The following is an 18,158-nucleotide window of genomic DNA, read 5'->3' on the forward strand; positions in this document are numbered from 1 at the left end:
GAGAGACTCCAACAACAGAAATGCTCATCGTTGCTACAGGTTCTTTCATTAAATTTTCTGCTTATTAAAAACCTTATTTATAAGTAGCAAAACATGATAAAAAGTATTAGATGCAAAAATACCCAGGGCAAAAAAATAAAATAACAATTGATAATCTAACTGAATTCCTTCAAACAGAAAGTAAAATGCTAAACCAGGAACTATTCCTGCTAACGAGTACATTAAGAGTTTAGACAAGTACATTTTTCTTGTCTGCCTGTTATGTGCTAGCATATCAATTAGATAGGAACAAATAATTCCAACAACTATATAAACGGGTAAAGTATACATAAATGTAAATACGAATGTATCTGTAAAGCTGAAGTAATAAATATTAGGTTCTTTTTCACTTTCAGGTGTTAAGCTGATTATCCCGTAGACAGCACCAAAAATAGCAGTAGATAAAAGGGATGTAACAACTAGTTTTATAAAGCGACTCAAGGCAGTTCTCCTTTAATAGTATATTCAGTTGAGTTTTTTATTTTTCGGGTCTTCTTGTTTCCTTAAATTGAACTATGTTATCAGCGACTAATCTTTTGGGTAAACCCATGTCTCTAAAAAGGATTATATGATCGTTCTAATGGAAAGGTTTCTTTATGAGTCCCTTTAGAATCCTTCCATTAAAGTGTCTTTAGAAATGAAAGATAAAGGCAGATACAATTAAGTAAGCTAATGAGAATAAACTCAACAGAAAAACAAAAGATGCAAAAAGTAAAACCTTTGACTTTTTATTGATGGTTGTACCGTTTTTTAATAAGGTAGAGAACCCTAATAACAAACCTCCTAAAATCGATACTAACCCAAAAAATTGGTGAACCGTACTTGCCGTCCACATCCCTACAACAAGGACTATTAAAGCAAAAAGTGGATTAAAAATCATATTTACAGCCATATGAATCTATCCCTTTCCAATAAGCTTTTTTTATCTTTTACAACTCAAATAACTCCTCTGGATTATTTCACAATAAAAACGATCCGAAAGTAAATTGCTAATGTTAAATAAATCGGTGGATTAGCTTTACCCACCCCAAGTAAGAGATTCCTAAAATAAAAGCCCAAAGAAATGCTACACGAATATTTCTAGGTATAGAAATCCACAGCTTTAACATGTTCCAAAGTAAATGATCTTTATTCGATTTTTTCATTGTTCGTAGATCCTTCCTCAGTTAAGTAGTTCTAAACCATTCTTGCTTACTTAATAGACTAAGTTTCTTTTTAGCAGCAATTGTTTTCTTGGAAGGCAAAAACGGTAGTGTTCCTCCAAATAAATCTTCTATCAACAAAATCACCTATTATACAATTAAAGGTAATTATATCATTAGTTCCCATAAGTAGAGTTCTTTTTTAATTAACTATCATATGAATTCCTTAAAATGTAGTATGTACAGCAACGACATAATAAAATTCTTGTTTTTTCACACAATGTTTACGTATATACCTTACTAGAAGGGGATTCTTTCTATCTAAAATTGTATGACAACCTTTCAATTAATATGCTATAATTATTTATAGACCTAATCTTTCTTAAACTTTTGCAATGCTTAAAATTCGAAAAAGCCATCTCACTTTTTAATATCAAAAGAATGAGGTGGCTTTTTATTTTATTTTATGATGTAGTTTATTCCTCTTCAGGAATCTTAATTAAAATAGTGATAGCAACTGTTGTCAGAAATATAACCCCTAAAATGATCAATAGATTTGTACTCATATGTCCCATCTGCCCTTCTGCTATAATCCCTATAATCCCTATAATTTCATTCTAACAAAGGAAATGAGTTAATAGAATAAAAAAATGAAAGCGTTTTATTTTTTGTTTTTATCCATGAACTCTTTTGAAAAGATATATACTTTAGTTCCATATATTATTAATAGAAGAAACTCATCAAAAAGAAGCCCTTGCTAAAATTAGCAAGGGCTTTCAAAATTATGAGAATCACAGTTAATAAATATTTTTCCTTGTTCTAAGCAGTAAGCTTTGAATCATTATTATCTTTAGATGCTTGATTGTTGTTTCTTAAAAGAAATGCACCAAATAGAGTAAAGACAGTCACGATAACCCCCATGATTAAGTATGTGTGACGAAAGCCAATGGAATCGTATAGGTTTCCTACAATAGGGGAGAGTATAACCGCTCCTAGTTGCATTGCGAATTGGTATCCAACTAAATATAAGATGGAAGAGAATTTCGTATCAAAATGTGTAGCCAGATATTTAAATACAGAAACGATGATAATGGCAAACTCTGGTGCGTTAAGAAGCTTGATAAAGGAAATGCTGTATGGATCGGATACTAGCCCTGAACCTACTACGCGTAAAATCATAATGATTCCCGCTAAAATTAAACCGCCTTTAGGACCTACTTTGCGCACAATGAATGGAGCAACTAATAACATCCCGGATTCTAAAAAGACTTGACCTGCATTCAAGTAACCAAAGATTTGATTTCCTAATTGTTCTGTTGGGAACAGGGAGGCATAATATACAGGAAATTGCTGGTCAAAAACATTATAAATGCAGCCAGTCCCGAGCATAAAAATCATAAAAATCCAGAAGTCTTTTCGTTTAAATAAGCTACCTAAATCTTGAATAGAAAGGGACTTTGCTTTCTTTTCTTCAATAGTGGATACTTCTACTTTTGTAAGGAAAATAACAAGTAATAAGATAACGCCTGATCCCGATGCAATCCAAAAGTTGATATCAGGGTTAATATTAAGCATTCGTCCTCCAATAGCAGCAGCAACGGCAGCTCCTATTGATCCCCAAAGTCTTGCACGACCGAATTCAAACGCATACTTTCTGCCAACTTTTTCGATATATGACTCGATGACTGAGATTCCAGCTAAAAAGGTGATGGCAAGATAAGCTCCGCCTGTCAGAGCTCCTACCCAAAAATTCCAGTTTAAAAGAGGTTGATAGATGAAAATTAGAAACGGTCCAGATAAAATAACTAAAATTGAAATGAAGTATAATAAATTCTTTCGTAACCCCAATTTATCAGAGATATATCCATAAAGAGGTTGAAAAAGCATAGTAAAGACAGCGTTTACAGAAAAAACAATACCTGTTTGTGCTCCGGAAAGGTTAAGGCTTTGTCCCAACCAGATAGCAAAAAAAGTAAAAATAGAGGCAATAGATAAGAAGAATAAGAAAAAGAAACTGCTTAGTTTCCAATAAAGTTTATTGTTTTCCATATTTAAATCCCCTTTGCTGTTTATGTATCTAAATATTATTTAGAAAGCGTTTTCGATTGATTGTATTATATATGGTACCGATTTCATATGTCAACAAGAAAATAATTAACAAAAATACCTTCCAGAAAAGGTTTGTTTAAGTGTAATGTGTTTTTTTAATATGGTACTGATTTCTTACATATAAAATAAACAATTTGATATGTACTGATTTATTAATCATGAAACATTTTATATAAAAAGGGCTGTTTCAAAGACCTATAGGGATTCTACTGTATTCTTATTGAACAGATGGTATAGAGTTGCAAACGAATTCATTCATTGCATTTTGCCTCTTTTTTAACGTAAAATAAGTATGAAACTGATTTCAGTTAGTGATGGAGTGATAAACACATGCCTACAATATACGACGTAGCCAAATTATCGGGGTTATCAAAAACAACGGTTTCCCGTGTTATAAACAATCATTCGTATGTTTCAGAAGAGAAAAAAAATCGTGTGCTAAAAGCAATGAAAGAGCTTAATTATACGCCAAATCCTTCGGCAAGAAAGTTAAGAGGACAGGTAACGACTACAATTGGTGTTATTGTACCAAGGATTATAAATCCATTTTTCTCTTATTTAGTCGATTCAATTGAACAAGTTGCTTATAAAAAGGGCTATCATGTATTAATCTTTCAAAGTAATGAAGATAAAGAGAAAGAATTAGCATTTTTAAATTTACTGAAAACAAAGCAAGTTGACGGAATTATTATGACGTCCATTGAAAATGACTGGAGTCTCATAGAGCCTTTTACTGAGTATGGTCCTATTTTGTTGTGCAACGAATATGTAAACAACGCAAATGTTCCAATCGTTCGATTAAATCAATATAAGGGTGCGTATATAGGCGTAAAGCATTTACTTGAAAAGGGACACCGGAAAATCGGGTACTGTACAGGTGGATTGTTCGCTGAGGAAGGTAAGGACAAGGACCGTAACCAAGGTTATCAAAAAGCACTTCAAGAGGCAGGAATTCAGCCGGATCCAAAATGGATTTTTGTTAATCAACATAGTATTGAAGACGGAAAACAAGTAGTTAAAAAAATCCTGTCAATGGAGGATCGCCCAACGGCTATATTTACAGGAAGTGATGAAATTGCTGGAGGAATGATGATCGAAGCCAAAGAGTCTGGTCTAAGTATACCTAATGATTTGGCGATTATTGGATTTGATGACCAACCTCTTGCACAAATGTTAGATCCAAAGCTAACAACTATACGACAACCGATTGATCAAATGGGGATTAAAGCAATGGAAATCCTGATCGATATGCTGAATGATTCTGAATCGACAGTAGAAACGTTTGAACTCCCAATCGAGCTAGTTGTTCGAAGCTCAACGTGATAGGAGATAATAGATGAAGGTGAGAGCTAAATCTATTAGTTCTCACCTTTTTTGAAAAATTTTCAGAAAAGTAATTGAAACCGTTCCCATAATATAATACAATAAATTTACCTTAAAGCAGAAGACAGTTCCTCTACATTCAGCTATTTATCGCATACTAGAACAAAGAGTTTGAGGTAAGTATAGAAGCGTGAGGTATAAAGGGTTATATCAGATTTTTTAATAACATAAATTTTTTTAATTACATATGGTATCGATACCATAAAAGCAGAAGAATATATACATCATTTTAATATAAATACATAGGAGCTGATAAGCAATGGTTCAACTAAGCGAAAGAAAGAATCCAGAAAGCGCTATAACGATGAATAAACAGTGGTGGAAAGAAGCAGTTGTATATCAAATTTATCCGAAAAGTTTTTACGATTCGAATGGTGATGGAATTGGCGACTTAAAAGGAGTTATTCAAAAATTAGATTACTTAAAAGAGTTAGGTATCGACGTTATTTGGCTAAGTCCAGTTTATCAATCTCCAATGGATGATAACGGATATGACATCTCTGATTATCAAGCCATTGCAGAAGAATTTGGCTCTATGGAAGATATGGATCTACTGATTGATGAAGCCAAAAAAAGAAATATAAAGATTATTATGGACCTAGTCGTTAACCATACTTCGGATGAACATGAGTGGTTCCTAGAATCAAAAAGTGATGTAAATCATCCGAAAAGAGATTGGTATATTTGGAAAGATGGAAAAGAAGATAGAAGCCCTCCTAATAATTGGGAATCTATTTTTGGCGGTTCATGCTGGGAGTATGATGAACAAACAGAACAGTATTATCTTCATGCATTTTCTAAAAAGCAGCCTGATCTTAATTGGGAAAACCCTGATCTTCGAAATGCTGTCTATAACATGGTCACATGGTGGTTAGAAAAAGGAATTAGCGGCTTTCGAGTAGATGCCATTACATTTATAAAAAAACGACAGGACTTTGCTAATTCGGATGGTGAAATGAATGTAATTGAAACAAATCAAGAAGGCATTCATGAATTTTTAAGTGAACTAAGTAAAGAAGCTTTTGCTTCACATGATATCTTAACTGTGGCGGAAGCTCCTGGAGTATCACACAAAGAACTGCCTATTTACGCGGGAGAAGAAGGACATTTTAGTATGCTTTTTGAATTCGATCATGTCGATTTAGACGTAGGAAAAAAAGGAAAATGGTATGAACCGCATAAGTGGAATCTGCTTGATTTCAAAAGAGCCATCTCTGATAGTCAAACGTTCTATAACAATACAGGGTGGGGAGCGCTTTATTTAGAAAACCATGACCAGCCTCGTTCTTTAAATAAATTTATTAAACCAGAAGATATAGGACCTACGTCAGCAAAAATGTTAGCTACGGTCTATTTTTTACTAAAAGGCACACCATTCATCTATCAAGGACAAGAAATCGGAATGACAAATGTAGAGTATCCGTCGATTGAGCATTACAATGACTTAGCTTCAATTGATCAATATCACTCTGCGCTGAAAGAAGGATTTTCAAAAGAAGAAGCATTAGCAGCAATTTGGAGACGCAGCCGTGATAATTCCCGAACACCTATGCAGTGGAATCATTCTCAATATGCAGGGTTTAGCCAAGGCACACCGTGGCTAGAGATAAATGCTAATTACTCTTCTATTAACGTTGAGAATGCTTTAAAAGATGATAATTCTTTATTTTATTTCTATAAAAATTTAATTAAATTAAGAAAAAGCAGTCCATATTCAGAGGTTATCGCTTTTGGTAAATACGAAGATTTGTTTGAAGATAGTCTACAAATCATGGCTTACGCAAGGGAGTTTAATAATAAAAAAATAGCGGTAATCGCTAACTTTGATCATAAAGAAGTAGCTTTAAACTTAGATTTTACTATGAAAGAAGTTATTTTATCGAACTACGATCATTTGGAATTACACCCAAATCAACTAAAATTGCGACCTTACGAATCCATTGTTTGTGAGATTGATTCATCGTTTTAATCTCTTTTTATCACACGTAACTCATTCACGTAGAGAAAGGCAGGGAGAAATCGGTTGAAAACATTAAAAAATCAACATCAAGAAAAAATCTCAAAGGCAATGAAGAGTGTGTTAAACGAGCAGGAGGCTGTTAATCAGAATTATTGGCGATTACAATACCATGTGTCTACACCGGCATATTGGATGAATGACCCGAACGGATTTTGCTTTTACAAAGGTGAGTATCATTTATTCTATCAGCATCATCCATATTCTCCCGAGTGGGGGCCAATGTTTTGGGGGCATATAAAAAGTAGAGATCTCACTCATTGGGAACATCTCCCTATTGCTCTTGCTCCGAGTGAAGAATATGACCAAGATGGATGCTTTTCAGGAAGTGCAGTTGAAAAAGATGGAAAGCTTTATGCCATGTATACAGGGAATGTGTGGACGGGAGCTAACTATGATACGGACTTACGACAAGTTCAGTGTCTTGCTGTAAGCGAAGACGGCGTTCATTTTAATAAAGCAGTTCAAAACCCAGTTATTGATTCAGTGCCTGAAGGGAATATTCACCCTGATCATTTTAGAGATCCAAAAGTATGGAAGAAAGATGACTATTATTATTGTGTTCTTGGATCACGCACGAAGGATCATGAGGGCCAAGTTCTTTTGTATCGTTCAAGAGATCTAATGGATTGGGAGTTTATAAATATAATGGCCAAAAGCCAAGGGAATCTTGGTTTTATGTGGGAATGTCCAGATCTTTTTAGTCTCGACGGACAGGACGTGCTTGTCATGTCGCCTCAAGGAGTAAAACCAGAAGGAGATCTCTATCATAACTTACATCAAGCTGGATATATAAAAGGAAAATTAGACTATAAAACGGGGCTGCTTCAACATGAAGATTTTCAACTTTTAGACTACGGGTTTGACTTTTATGCTCCTCAAACAACAGAAGATGAACATGGCAGACGAATTATGATAGCGTGGATGGCTATGTGGGAAAGCTGCATGCCTGAACAAAAATACAATTGGGCAGGAGCAATGACTATTCCGCGTGAGCTTTCTATTAAACAAGGGAACATAATTAGTAAACCAATTCCAGAGCTTAAGCAGCTTCGTCAACATCACGTGCAGTATAAAAATATTATCGTTAGTGGAGAACAAGAACTTGCAGGTATTTCAGGTGATTGTTACGAACTTGAAGTGAAAATTAACGCAAAAGCCGCTTCAAAATTCGGAGTGAAATTGCGAACAGATAACGAAACTCACCAAGAAACGCTTTTAACCTATGATAGATTAGAAAGTTTGTTTATCTTTAATCGCGATAACTCAGGTGAAGGTGATGGAGGAGTAAGAAAAGCACCTGTTGGATTAAATGATAACCACCTGCATCTTCATCTCTTTGTCGATAAATCGTCCATTGAAGTTTTTATTAATGAAGGCGAGAAAGTGATGACGAGCAGAATCTATCCTGTAGAAAATGCAAAAGGTATTTGTTTCTTTGCTGATCAAGAAATTGAATTGATTACCTTAAGCAAATGGAACTTAAGTAAGGGCGTTTCCCCGCTGATGTTTAAAGGATAATTAGATTCACTTGAAGAACAGGCTTCCTAGAGAGGTGCTGTTCTTTTTTATAGAGTCAAAACTCCCATTCGTTTTCAGAGTTTATTAAATGTTTATACTCATTAAGAACAGGTAAATCAGTAGTAAAAGACGTTTTCAAGGAGGAATACTATATGCCTTACAATTCATTAAAAGAATTGCCTGATGGAGTAAAAGATAACCTTCCTCATCATGCTCAGGAAATTTATAAAGAAGCATTTAACTCAGCGAGTGACGAATACAAAGAAGAAGCTACGGCGCATAAAGTTGCGTGGAATGCAGTGAAAACAAAGTACAAAAAAAATAGTAATGATAACTGGGTGAAAAAATAGCGAGAAAAGAGCTTAAAAGTAGTTTAGTGGAAGGAAGATCCGAACGATAAACTGTTCGGATTTTTTTATTATGAGGGTGAATGTAGGTGCTTGTAGCCGTTAATTGGATAGCAAGGCGAAAGACTCCTGCAGACTCACTTGCCGCCTGCGAAAAGCGAAGCCTTGCATGGAAATTAACAGCGGTGTAACAAGCCATTCATACTCGATCATTTATCCCTTTTATATCATTACTTATTCTTTTTCAGCTACGGTAAAGTATTGAACGCTGCTTTTAACGAGTACCAAGTCATTTGCTAAGTCCAATACTTTACTTTTATCTTCAAATCTATATTGTATGTAGTTCTTTGCACGAATAAGTGATTTAGTTTCAACTATATGACTGATTTCACCATTGATTAAATGAAACGTTACTTCAAACTTTTTCATAAGAAAACACCTCCATAATATCAATTTTTACTATTCCTTCATTTCTAATACCATTTCTTTTGAACGTTTTTACAAAAGATTACACTCTTGAGTTCACTCAATCCATGTCTAACGAATGTTTTAACGCTACCCAATTTTTGATATTGACAGATTGGCAATACTTTGTGAGACTTAATATACATGATGTTCATTAGTTTACATTATGTATAAAATGTATGTTGACGATACAGGATAGTTTAAATAGTCTATCGTATGTCTTAATAAAAGTGATACAAGGAGATCAACTATGACTAAAAAAAAAGTAGATCCTAGGATAAAAAGAACAAATAAATACTTAAGAGACGCTTTAGTCGAACTTCTTAAGGAGAAAGATGTCACGTCCATTACGATTCAAGAAATTACGGAAAAAGCGGAATTAACGCGAGGAACATTTTATTTACATTATCAAGATAAGCAAGACTTTCTTGTTCAGATTATGAATGAAGTTCTAGAAGAGCTAATAGAGCAAGTAAAGCCTAAACAAAATAACGAGGTTTCCTCAGAAGTGGAAGAAAAAGATGAGTCTGTTTCTTTTTTAAAGCTTTTTGAATTCATCTACGAACACGCGGATTATTTTAAAGTCATGCTAAGTGACCGAGGATTGCCTCAATTCAGAAGTCATATGACGGAAATTGTAAAGAAAAGAGTGTACGGAGAGCTAATCTCTTCGATTGGAGAAGAAGAGGATGGACTGGATATTCCTAAAGATATCCTGATTAGCTATATTACATCAGCTCATATAGGTGTCATTTGTTCTTGGTTAGAAAGCGATATGAAATTTAGCCCTGCATTTATGGCTGATAAATTAACCCGTTTAACTCTTCTAGGGCCAATTCGAGTGGCAGGTTTAGAAAATAAAATAAAGCTTCCTTACTGAAGCTTTATTTTTTAGTTTGTTCAAATAAAGATATTTTACAATCATGAAAGGCAGAAAGGAATTGTGGTATGAAAATAGAAAAACACTGGGGGATTTCCTTACTGGCAGTTTTAGCTATTGGTCCTGGTTTAATGTTAAACACGTCATTAAATTCTATACGTGACATTCTCCAACAAACGTTTCACAATCAATCTTATATTTCGATAACACCGGTTTTAATAGGGGTTATAAGCTTTGCATTTTGTATTCCGTTTGGACCTATCCTTCGACACAAGTTAGGGGAGAGAAGGAATTATGTTCTTTCGATGTGTTTGTTTCTTATAGGAGCTATCGTAAGTATTGCTTCTAACAGCTTCTTAGGAATGGGAATTGGTCGTTTTTTACAAGGGATAGGAACGGGTTTAGCACTTATGATGATGATTCCAATGCTGGTTCTTTCTTTTCCGATTCAGAAACGGAACTTGGCATTACTGATTCTTATTGGCGGATTTTATGGCTCTAGCGTTGTGGGTATTTTTCTCGGAATGTTAGTGAAAAGCTACGGACACTGGAGATGGTTATTTTATATAGCGGCCGTACTTTCCTTACTGGGAATAGGTTTTAGCTACAAATTTTTAACAAATGATCATGCCAAGCAACAGCAAAAACATCATGAACCATTTGACATCATCGGTGCAGCGTTAATGTTTATGGTTACTGCATTTATTACGTTTACATTACTTAATCTCCAAAAATCAGGATGGGCATCTACTTATGTATGGATAGGCATAGTAGGAAGCATCATTTTTTTATGTTTTTTATTTATAGCAGAATGGCATATTAAAAATCCTTTAATTCCCTTTCGATTAGTGGCTTCTCGAAAACCAGCTCTCGCTATCTTAATCGCTGTTATAGGAAATATTAGTATGAGTCTCACTCTTTTATCCCTACAAGGATTGCTTAAAAGTGAATCTGGTTTTGATAAAGGAGAGATGTCACTGATCTATATCGGGCTTTTTGCCGGGATAGTAATTGCAGCCATATTAAGTGCCGTATTATATGATAAAGTCGGGCCGGGCGTATTAGGTATTATAGGAGCCGTCATTATTATGGGAGTAAACATACAGTGGATGTATGTGGACGGTCATGCTTCAGCTTTTCTCTTTATTATCAGCTTTGCCGCTTTAATCGCAGGAGTAGGATTCACAGTCGCTGCAGGTCTGATGGGTGCTGCTTTAGGCGGACCACTACCAAGCTTAGTCCCTCGGATGGTCACGGTTCAATTTATACGAGTGACAGTATCTGCGGTCATTCCTGTAATCAGCAGTATTGTTTTTGCAAAGGTGTATAAAGATCACCTTGCAACGGTAAGTGCAGAGAGCCAGGTGGCTAGTAAAGAAAATTTCACGCAATCTCTACATGTAAAATCTGAAATCATTACGTATCATACCTTTTCTACGTTTTCGTGTGTATTGAGCATTGTGGTATTCATTCTCTCGTTTTTGATGTTTTTAACAGGTAAGGGACACAAGCTGGCTCATAAGTCGCATGATAAAGAAAAAAATAAAGAAAAGCCGAGTACCGAAAAGGTTCACAGTAAAAAAGCTACTCCCGTTTTTGAGCGTTCGCCTAAAGAGATTGTTTCGAATGGAGTCATTGGTGACAGCGAGTATAGAGAAGCTTTGAAAAAGTTTGGCCAGCCTAAACCTTCTCCTGATAAAATGCTGCATATGAGAGATCAAGAATATAGAAAAGCTCTTAAAAGGATGAAGGATATAGGACAATAAGTTAAACTTAAGAAATTTGAATGAAGAAGAGAAAGAGCAAACTCACGTGTAAGAGAGTTTGCTCTTTTAATTCTTGCATATACTTCTTTTCTACTACCACAGATATGTTATAATGGTAAAATTTAATAGGTTGAAAGGGAGGGAGTTTATTGCTGTATCATCCAAAATGGAGCAAAGCAAAGAAACGTTTACTGAGTTTTGTATGCGAATCTTTGCATTCAAGAGTAGATTTTCAAGTGATTAATTATCGAAAAGCACATGACCAGTTAGGTAGGGCTGTCATAACTGTTGATAAAGTAGAAATGTTAAATATGTGTACGATTACTGCTGAAAAAGAAGAATATTATAGAGAAAGAGATATTCGTATTCAGTTAGACGATTTTACTTATGATAATGTTTTTAATAATCGAGCAATCCAAGAACAAGCTCAAGAACAATTAAAAACGGAAGGCATTTATGCACAATATGATTTCTTTTCTGCTTTGGAGGAATATTTTAATTCACCAATTGAATTATCTTTAAAGTCGAATGATATGTTAATAAAAATATTGTGTATGCTTGACCGTCGTGTAGGAAAAAGAACTTTACGTAAAATGAAAGAATCCATTTTAGAAGAAAACACATTCGTTCAGGATTTTTATAAATTACGTTATGAAGCAGAGAATATACATAGTAGCCAATGAACATAAACAGAACTTCTATTACATTCAAAAATGACTATATACGTCATTGCTAATGAAATAACAGAAACAAATTTTAATTGTCACAGGGCACTAAGTTAGGTATATAGATATCATTATTTAGTATATTTTAGATAGAAACAGTACTTATAGATGTGTTACAATATTCCTGGTATACAAAGTGGAAATTCATTTTTCCTTTGTGCAGGGGAATGGTATAAATATGTGCCTTTCCTCTTTTCATTTTTTAGTTCTATCTTGCTTATTGAAAAAGCATATACATAAATGGGAAACAGTTTACATACGTAATTTAGAAATGAAATGGAGAGAGAGGTATCTGTGGAAAGAAACGAATTTAGAAGACAAAAAGCAATCCGGTCAAAAGAGAAGAGAAGGAAAAAGCTTAATCAGCACAATGTCTTAAACTTATTACTAATCTTTATATCGGTATGTATCGTTTGTCTGCTAATCAACTTATCATTGAGATAGAAAAAAATTTATCAAAAAGAGTACGTAAAAGAGAGGAAGACAATTTAATATGAGTAATCAACAAACAGCAGCCGAAGGCTCTAACATCAAAGTGCTGCCGATTATTACGTCGTTTCTTATTGCCGGGTTTATCGGCTTATTTAGTGAAACAGCGCTAAATATGGCGTTAAAAGAGCTAATTTCAGGCTTTGGTATTCACGAAACAACGGCACAATGGCTAACAACAGGATATCTATTAACGTTAGGAATTCTGGTACCTATTTCAGGTTTTATTCTTCAGCGGTTTACGACGAGACAGCTTTTTATAGCATCGCTAATCTGCTCGATTATCGGAACATTTATTGCCGCTATCGCACCAACGTTTGGGGTACTAATGATTGCCCGTGTCGTGCAAGCCGTGGGAACAGCTTTGCTTTTACCGCTTATGTTCAACACGATTCTTGTTATTATTCCACCGCATAAGCGTGGAAAGTCAATGGGGATCATTGGCCTTGTTATTATGTTTGCTCCAGCTGTTGGACCAACTGTATCAGGCTTAATCTTAAAAACATTAACGTGGCACTGGATTTTCTGGATTTCACTTCCATTATTAGTGGTTGCCTTGGTGTTTGGAGCTTTCTTTATGCAGAACGTTACCACACCAACAAAGCCAAAAATCGATATGATTTCTGTTGTTCTTTCAACAATAGGTTTTGGAGGAATTGTATTTGGATTTAGCAGCGCTGGAGAAGGCGGGGGCTGGGGAAGTCTACAGGTTATTCTAACTCTTGTGATTGGAACTGTTGCACTAGTTGCATTCTCTATTCGTCAAACGAAGATGAAAGAGCCAATGTTAGACCTTAAAGCCTTTAAGTATCCAATGTTTACAATTGGTCTTTTATTAATTCTAGTCTGCATGATGGTACTACTGTCTGCCATGATGATTTTACCCCTGTACTTACAAACATCATTAGCTTTATCAACCTTTGCCGCTGGCCTAATGCTTCTTCCAGGAGGAGTGATTAACGGAATTCTTTCACCGGTTATGGGCGGATTATTTGACCGTTTTGGTCCCAAATGGCTAGTTATTCCTGGTCTTTTGATTGTAGTCGGCACCATGTATGGTTTTTCAACCGTAACGCTGGAAACGTCAACAGGGTTTATCATTGGGTTACACATTGCGCTTATGATTGCCATTTCGATGATTATGATGCCAGCTCAAACAAATGGTTTAAACCAGCTTCCACCAGAGCTGTACCCGCATGGAACAGCGATTATGAACACCTTGCAGCAGGTTTCTGGAGCAATCGGAACAGCTGTTGGAATCTCGATTCTGTCATCAGGTTCAAGAAGCTTCCTTGAGACGGTGTCAGATAAAATGGATCCATTAAACCAAGTTCTTGCCTTTACCAACGGTGTTCAACATGCATTCGTCTTTGCGATTATTGTTTCCATTGTTGGATTAGTGATCTCGTTCTTTATCAAGAGAGTTAATGTTGAACAAAAAGCGCATTAATAAAAAACACAGACCATTGTATGGTCTGTGTTTTTTTAGGTTTGGGGAAGGTTTTAAGGTACTCTTTTTTGTATAGCTGTATGTGTCTTTTTAAACCTCAAGCATCTAATTCAGCAAATATTTATTAGTTTTCATTGTGCGTGATTTAAAATATTTTATTGATTTTTTTGAAGTATAAATTATTATATTTAATTTTTTATTTAAAATTATTTAATTTTATTGTTTTTAATATTAAATAATTGTTATATAATCAAATTAACTAAAAGAAGGAGATTTGATTATGGCTTATAAAGTACTTACAAATTGTCCTGTCTGCAGTGAAACGTTAAAAATTACAAAGCTACAGTGCAGCCATTGTCACACGACGATTGAAAATGAGTTTGAATTATCTAAGCTGGCATCTTTATCGAGTGATCAGCTTCATTTTGTAGAAGTGTTTTTAACATGCAGAGGAAATATCAAAGAAGTTGAGAAAGAACTGGGCGTTTCGTACCCAACTGTTCGCGGAAAGCTGACTGACATCATTTCATCTCTTGGATATGTAGAAAAGAAGAAAAACGAAGTAGACGAGAAAAAAGTTGTGTCTATGTTAGAAAATGGTGAAATTACAGCAGAAGAAGCCATCAAGCTCTTAAAAGAAGAATAGGGGGATTGTCTATGAAAGAGGAAATTACAAAAGTGTTAACAATGGTTCAAGAAGGAAAAATTGATGCAGAAAAGGGATCAGAACTGATTCAAGTATTAAAAGAAAAAGAAGAAACAGGCAATAAGCTTTTGAAGAAACCGAATGCGTATTTAGATAAAACGTTGAAAATTCGAGTTGTTTCAACTGAAAATGATAATGTGAAGGTTAATTTGCCAATAAAGCTTGTCAAGCTGGTATTAATGGCTGGACACAGCATCGCAGCAAGTATTCCTCAATCAGAAAAATATGTAAAAGATATAGACATAAACCTGATTGTTGAAGCAATTGAAAACGAGTTAGATGGCCAGATTGTTGATATTAAATCGGCGAACGGAGATACCGTTTCAGTCATCATTGAATAACGGTGCGCTTATGATTCATGTAAAAGTGAAAACCAAAGAAGTTCGGTTTAGTATCCCAATTCCATATGCTCTTTTAAACGTTGCTATTAGCGTTGCTTTTTCGAAATTTATCCAGAAGCATATAGATAAATGGACAAAAGAACATTTTAAAAGAAAAGAGCTGAACTTTACTTTTCCGCTAATAGATAAAAGTGTGCTAAAGCCTATCGTCAAGGAACTAAAGAAACATAAGGGGATGGTGCTAGTAGATGTCAAAGCTACAGATGGTACGGAAGTAAGAGTTAGACTATGATGTAGCTTTGTAAAGTGAAAATCGCTTTAGGTGTCTACCTTCGTGTAAAAATAAAACCTTATTAGTCTATATAAAAGCGAAAAGGCAGAAAAAAGACACTACACAGCGTGCTATCTTGCTGTATAATCTCTTTTTTTTTCTGCTTCTTTACTTTTTCTATTTAATCTATACCCGGAGTATGTGCCCTGAAATGTGGAAACAAACGTAACGATCTAGATTCCTATTCATACCGAAATCGTATTAAAGCCCCCCTTTGCTACATGATTTTATTAAGGATTTCTTTTTATCAAGCAGCTCCTTAATTGATTTTAGCTTTTTCTGTTAAATCTAAAACTCACTATATAAGCTATTACTAACAAAATAACAGAATTGAATTGAATCGTTTCATTTCACCCTAAAGTCTGAAACATTTTACCTCGATGAGTTAACATGTACTACGACTGCCATCGTAGAACAAACTGTCGAAAGCTACATTACTTATTATAACCATATCTGTATTCAAACAAAACTAAACAACCAGTCACCGGTACAATACCGAAAACTGGCTGTTTAAAAGGTGTTTGGATCCTTGTCTCGAAATCAGGGGTCAGTCCCATATAACTAAGTGCTTTTTGGTGAATGAGGAGCAAGTTTCTTTTTCAACGGTAGAACAATCATAAAAACACCTATGATACTCAATATGCTCTCTAAAACGTAGAATTGATGTTCTTTTATATATCCCATAACGCATTGGCTACCAAAGATGAGAAATAAAACAGCTCCCAAATAAAACGAAGGATTTTTAATACACCAACTCATTCTTGATTCCATCTAATTCCTCCTTGTAAGCTTTCTATCGCGTATTTATTGTATGTTGACTAAGAAAGGAGTAAGGGTGTTCCTTATGGATATACGAGTGGGTGTAAGAAAAGTTTCAAACATAACATCAGCTTTCTTTTAGTATAGGCTTTTATTTTACATTCAAAAATGAAACTAATTTTTTTAGTGTTGTTCCTTGAATAAGAAGAGAAAAGACTACATTACTAAATGTCATTGCTAATAACAGATTTTTTCCTTCAAATTCGGGTGTAATGCCTAAAACAAGCGCAATTGAAAGAGATCCCTTTAATCCTCCCCATGAAATAATAGGTTTCCATGAAGTTGGAATGGATTTATCAAAAGCTAAGCTTATATAGACAGCGAGAAAACGTGCTAAAAGAACAATAAGAATACTTCCAACGATAAGCCATCCTTTATCTAAAAAATCAATACGACTCACTTCTAATCCTACTAGTAAGAAAATAAGCGCATTGGAGAGAAAGGCGATTGTTTCCCAAAAGGAATTCACTTTTTCATGTGTTAGATCTGACATGCCTACGTTTCGTCCATAAGTTCCTAAGATTACGCCACCTACTACTACAGATATTACCCCAGAAACGTCAAAGTGTTCAGCAAGCTGAAAAGTACCATAAAATAGAACCATCGATAATCCAGTCTCCACTAAATAATGATCAATCTTAGATGTAATACGAGAAGCTAATAAACCAAACACTCCACCAATCAATATGCCTCCACTTACAACTTTCAGAAATTCAAGCAGCGCATTCAATGTACCTGTTAAGCTCAAGGCAGTAGTTACCACAGCAATTTGAAATAGTACAACAGCAACTCCGTCATTTGCTAAACTTTCTCCTTCGACCACAATGGAGAGGCGCTTGTTTAGGCCCATTGACTTAAAAATGCTTAGAACGGATACAGGGTCAGTAGCTGCCATAAGTGCACCGAAAATTAAGGATTCTTGCAAAGAAAGGTGCAAGAAAAAATAAGTAGAAGCAGCAACTAGTAAGAAGGTAAGAAATGTACCTAAAAAAGCTAATAAAGAAATCGATTTCTTATTACGTTTTAATTCATCAAAGGGAAGTTTAAGTGCTGCATCCCCTAACAAAGCTGATAAGAAGATGAAAATAACGGTCGTTTGAAACACGGTATCATTGGCTGCATAACTTTTTATTTCTCCCAACGCAGGAATGGGTACCAAACCAATAATTAATCCTATTACTACAAGGAAAGTGGGATAAGGTTGTTTCAGTTTTTCCGCGATAAACACTACCCCTACAGCGATAGCTAATAAAATAATCCAATATGTAACCATTTTTATGCTCCTTTGTCTCTTTAAAACTGAAATTATGCTTCATGTGCCAAGTATTGTTAAGAGTACATTCTCTTTATGGATAGGTTTCTGTCACCTTGAGAGATATACGGCTTTTCTTATAACTTTGTTTATTATAGATAATATTTTCCTAAGGTATCATTAGCAATAAATTACTTATATAATGCTAAATAATATAAATTTGAATACAACTTCAATCAAAAAAATAAGTTGGTACTTACAAACATGCAAGAAGAGAAAGGTTGTTTCCTCACTAAAAGGAAACAACCTTTAACAAAGCTTACATACATGATGTTTACTATAAAGTTTCCCTCAAACAAAAGATATAAATATCAGT

Annotated in this window: 17 protein-coding genes and 1 pseudogene; 12 read left to right on the forward strand and 6 right to left on the reverse strand. The window is 34.8% G+C overall.

What is annotated here, in order from left to right; all coding sequences use genetic code 11:
• Window positions 1-48: 48 nt before the first annotated feature.
• The 3 genes from ACH6EI_RS05980 to ACH6EI_RS05990 all read right to left on the reverse strand — a co-directional run bounded on the left by ACH6EI_RS05980 (window position 49) and on the right by ACH6EI_RS05990 (window position 3,230).
• Window positions 49-480 (reverse strand): hypothetical protein, encoded by a 432-nt coding sequence (locus ACH6EI_RS05980; RefSeq protein ID WP_028414868.1) that lies wholly within the window; start codon window positions 478-480, stop codon window positions 49-51.
• A 190-nt stretch (window positions 481-670) separates the two neighbouring features.
• Entirely contained in the window at window positions 671-931 is a 261-nt protein-coding gene (locus ACH6EI_RS05985) for a hypothetical protein (RefSeq protein ID WP_047750117.1), read from the reverse strand.
• Window positions 932-2,000: 1,069 nt separating this feature from the next.
• Window positions 2,001-3,230 carry an MFS transporter gene (locus ACH6EI_RS05990; RefSeq protein WP_034328168.1) on the reverse strand — a complete coding sequence of 410 codons (1,230 nt, stop codon included), beginning with the start codon at window positions 3,228-3,230 and terminating at the stop codon, window positions 2,001-2,003.
• 390 nt (window positions 3,231-3,620) lie between these two features.
• Here ACH6EI_RS05990 and ACH6EI_RS05995 point away from each other — a divergent pair, with 390 nt between their 5' ends.
• From ACH6EI_RS05995 to ACH6EI_RS06010, 4 genes are all read left to right on the forward strand, one after another.
• A complete protein-coding gene (locus ACH6EI_RS05995; RefSeq protein ID WP_028414867.1) occupies window positions 3,621-4,613 on the forward strand; it encodes a LacI family DNA-binding transcriptional regulator in 993 nt (330 codons plus the stop codon).
• Between the two features lie 319 nt (window positions 4,614-4,932).
• Window positions 4,933-6,642, forward strand: a complete 1,710-nt coding sequence (locus ACH6EI_RS06000) for a glycoside hydrolase family 13 protein (RefSeq protein ID WP_081732912.1) — start codon at window positions 4,933-4,935, stop codon at window positions 6,640-6,642.
• 54 nt (window positions 6,643-6,696) lie between these two features.
• The gene (locus tag ACH6EI_RS06005) at window positions 6,697-8,211 is read left to right on the forward strand and encodes a glycoside hydrolase family 32 protein (RefSeq protein ID WP_028414865.1); all 1,515 of its coding nucleotides are present in this window, start codon (window positions 6,697-6,699) and stop codon (window positions 8,209-8,211) included.
• Window positions 8,212-8,363: 152 nt separating this feature from the next.
• Complete coding sequence (locus ACH6EI_RS06010) at window positions 8,364-8,561, forward strand: ChaB family protein (protein ID WP_098999678.1); 198 nt, start codon at window positions 8,364-8,366, stop codon at window positions 8,559-8,561.
• A gap of 231 nt (window positions 8,562-8,792) precedes the next feature.
• Here the strand turns inward: ACH6EI_RS06010 and ACH6EI_RS06015 are convergent, their stop codons facing one another.
• Window positions 8,793-8,987, reverse strand: coding sequence for a hypothetical protein (locus ACH6EI_RS06015; protein WP_028414863.1), 195 nt, complete (start codon window positions 8,985-8,987; stop codon window positions 8,793-8,795).
• 286 nt (window positions 8,988-9,273) lie between these two features.
• On the opposite strand from ACH6EI_RS06015, the gene ACH6EI_RS06020 reads away from it, so the two are divergent.
• From ACH6EI_RS06020 to ACH6EI_RS06055, 8 genes and pseudogenes are all read left to right on the forward strand, one after another.
• The gene (locus ACH6EI_RS06020; protein WP_028414862.1) at window positions 9,274-9,903 is read left to right on the forward strand and encodes a TetR/AcrR family transcriptional regulator; all 630 of its coding nucleotides are present in this window, start codon (window positions 9,274-9,276) and stop codon (window positions 9,901-9,903) included.
• A 68-nt stretch (window positions 9,904-9,971) separates the two neighbouring features.
• Entirely contained in the window at window positions 9,972-11,669 is a 1,698-nt protein-coding gene (locus tag ACH6EI_RS06025; RefSeq protein ID WP_028414861.1) for an MFS transporter, read from the forward strand.
• A gap of 149 nt (window positions 11,670-11,818) precedes the next feature.
• Window positions 11,819-12,352 carry an SF0329 family protein gene (locus ACH6EI_RS06030; RefSeq protein ID WP_098999679.1) on the forward strand — a complete coding sequence of 178 codons (534 nt, stop codon included), beginning with the start codon at window positions 11,819-11,821 and terminating at the stop codon, window positions 12,350-12,352.
• A gap of 535 nt (window positions 12,353-12,887) precedes the next feature.
• On the forward strand, window positions 12,888-14,333 hold the full coding sequence (locus ACH6EI_RS06035; protein ID WP_028414859.1) for a DHA2 family efflux MFS transporter permease subunit: 1,446 nt from the start codon (window positions 12,888-12,890) through the stop codon (window positions 14,331-14,333).
• Window positions 14,334-14,613: 280 nt separating this feature from the next.
• Complete coding sequence (locus ACH6EI_RS06040; RefSeq protein ID WP_028409887.1) at window positions 14,614-14,979, forward strand: DUF2089 domain-containing protein; 366 nt, start codon at window positions 14,614-14,616, stop codon at window positions 14,977-14,979.
• Window positions 14,980-14,990: 11 nt separating this feature from the next.
• On the forward strand, window positions 14,991-15,380 hold the full coding sequence (locus tag ACH6EI_RS06045) for an SHOCT-like domain-containing protein (RefSeq protein ID WP_016766321.1): 390 nt from the start codon (window positions 14,991-14,993) through the stop codon (window positions 15,378-15,380).
• 10 nt (window positions 15,381-15,390) lie between these two features.
• A complete protein-coding gene (locus ACH6EI_RS06050) occupies window positions 15,391-15,672 on the forward strand; it encodes a hypothetical protein (RefSeq protein ID WP_108674859.1) in 282 nt (93 codons plus the stop codon).
• Between the two features lie 373 nt (window positions 15,673-16,045).
• Window positions 16,046-16,225: pseudogene (locus tag ACH6EI_RS06055) on the forward strand (IS3 family transposase); the annotation flags it as partial.
• A 47-nt stretch (window positions 16,226-16,272) separates the two neighbouring features.
• Here the strand turns inward: ACH6EI_RS06055 and ACH6EI_RS06060 are convergent.
• Window positions 16,273-16,482 (reverse strand): hypothetical protein, encoded by a 210-nt coding sequence (locus ACH6EI_RS06060; RefSeq protein WP_028414856.1) that lies wholly within the window; start codon window positions 16,480-16,482, stop codon window positions 16,273-16,275.
• 139 nt (window positions 16,483-16,621) lie between these two features.
• Window positions 16,622-17,803: a cation:proton antiporter gene (locus ACH6EI_RS06065; RefSeq protein ID WP_098999680.1), complete on the reverse strand. Its 1,182-nt coding sequence runs from the start codon at window positions 17,801-17,803 to the stop codon at window positions 16,622-16,624.
• Window positions 17,804-18,158: the final 355 nt, after the last annotated feature.

The organism is Priestia sp. JSM ZJ58 (assembly GCF_044383985.1).
Classification (GTDB): Bacteria; Bacillota; Bacilli; order Bacillales; family Bacillaceae_H; genus Priestia; species Priestia zanthoxyli.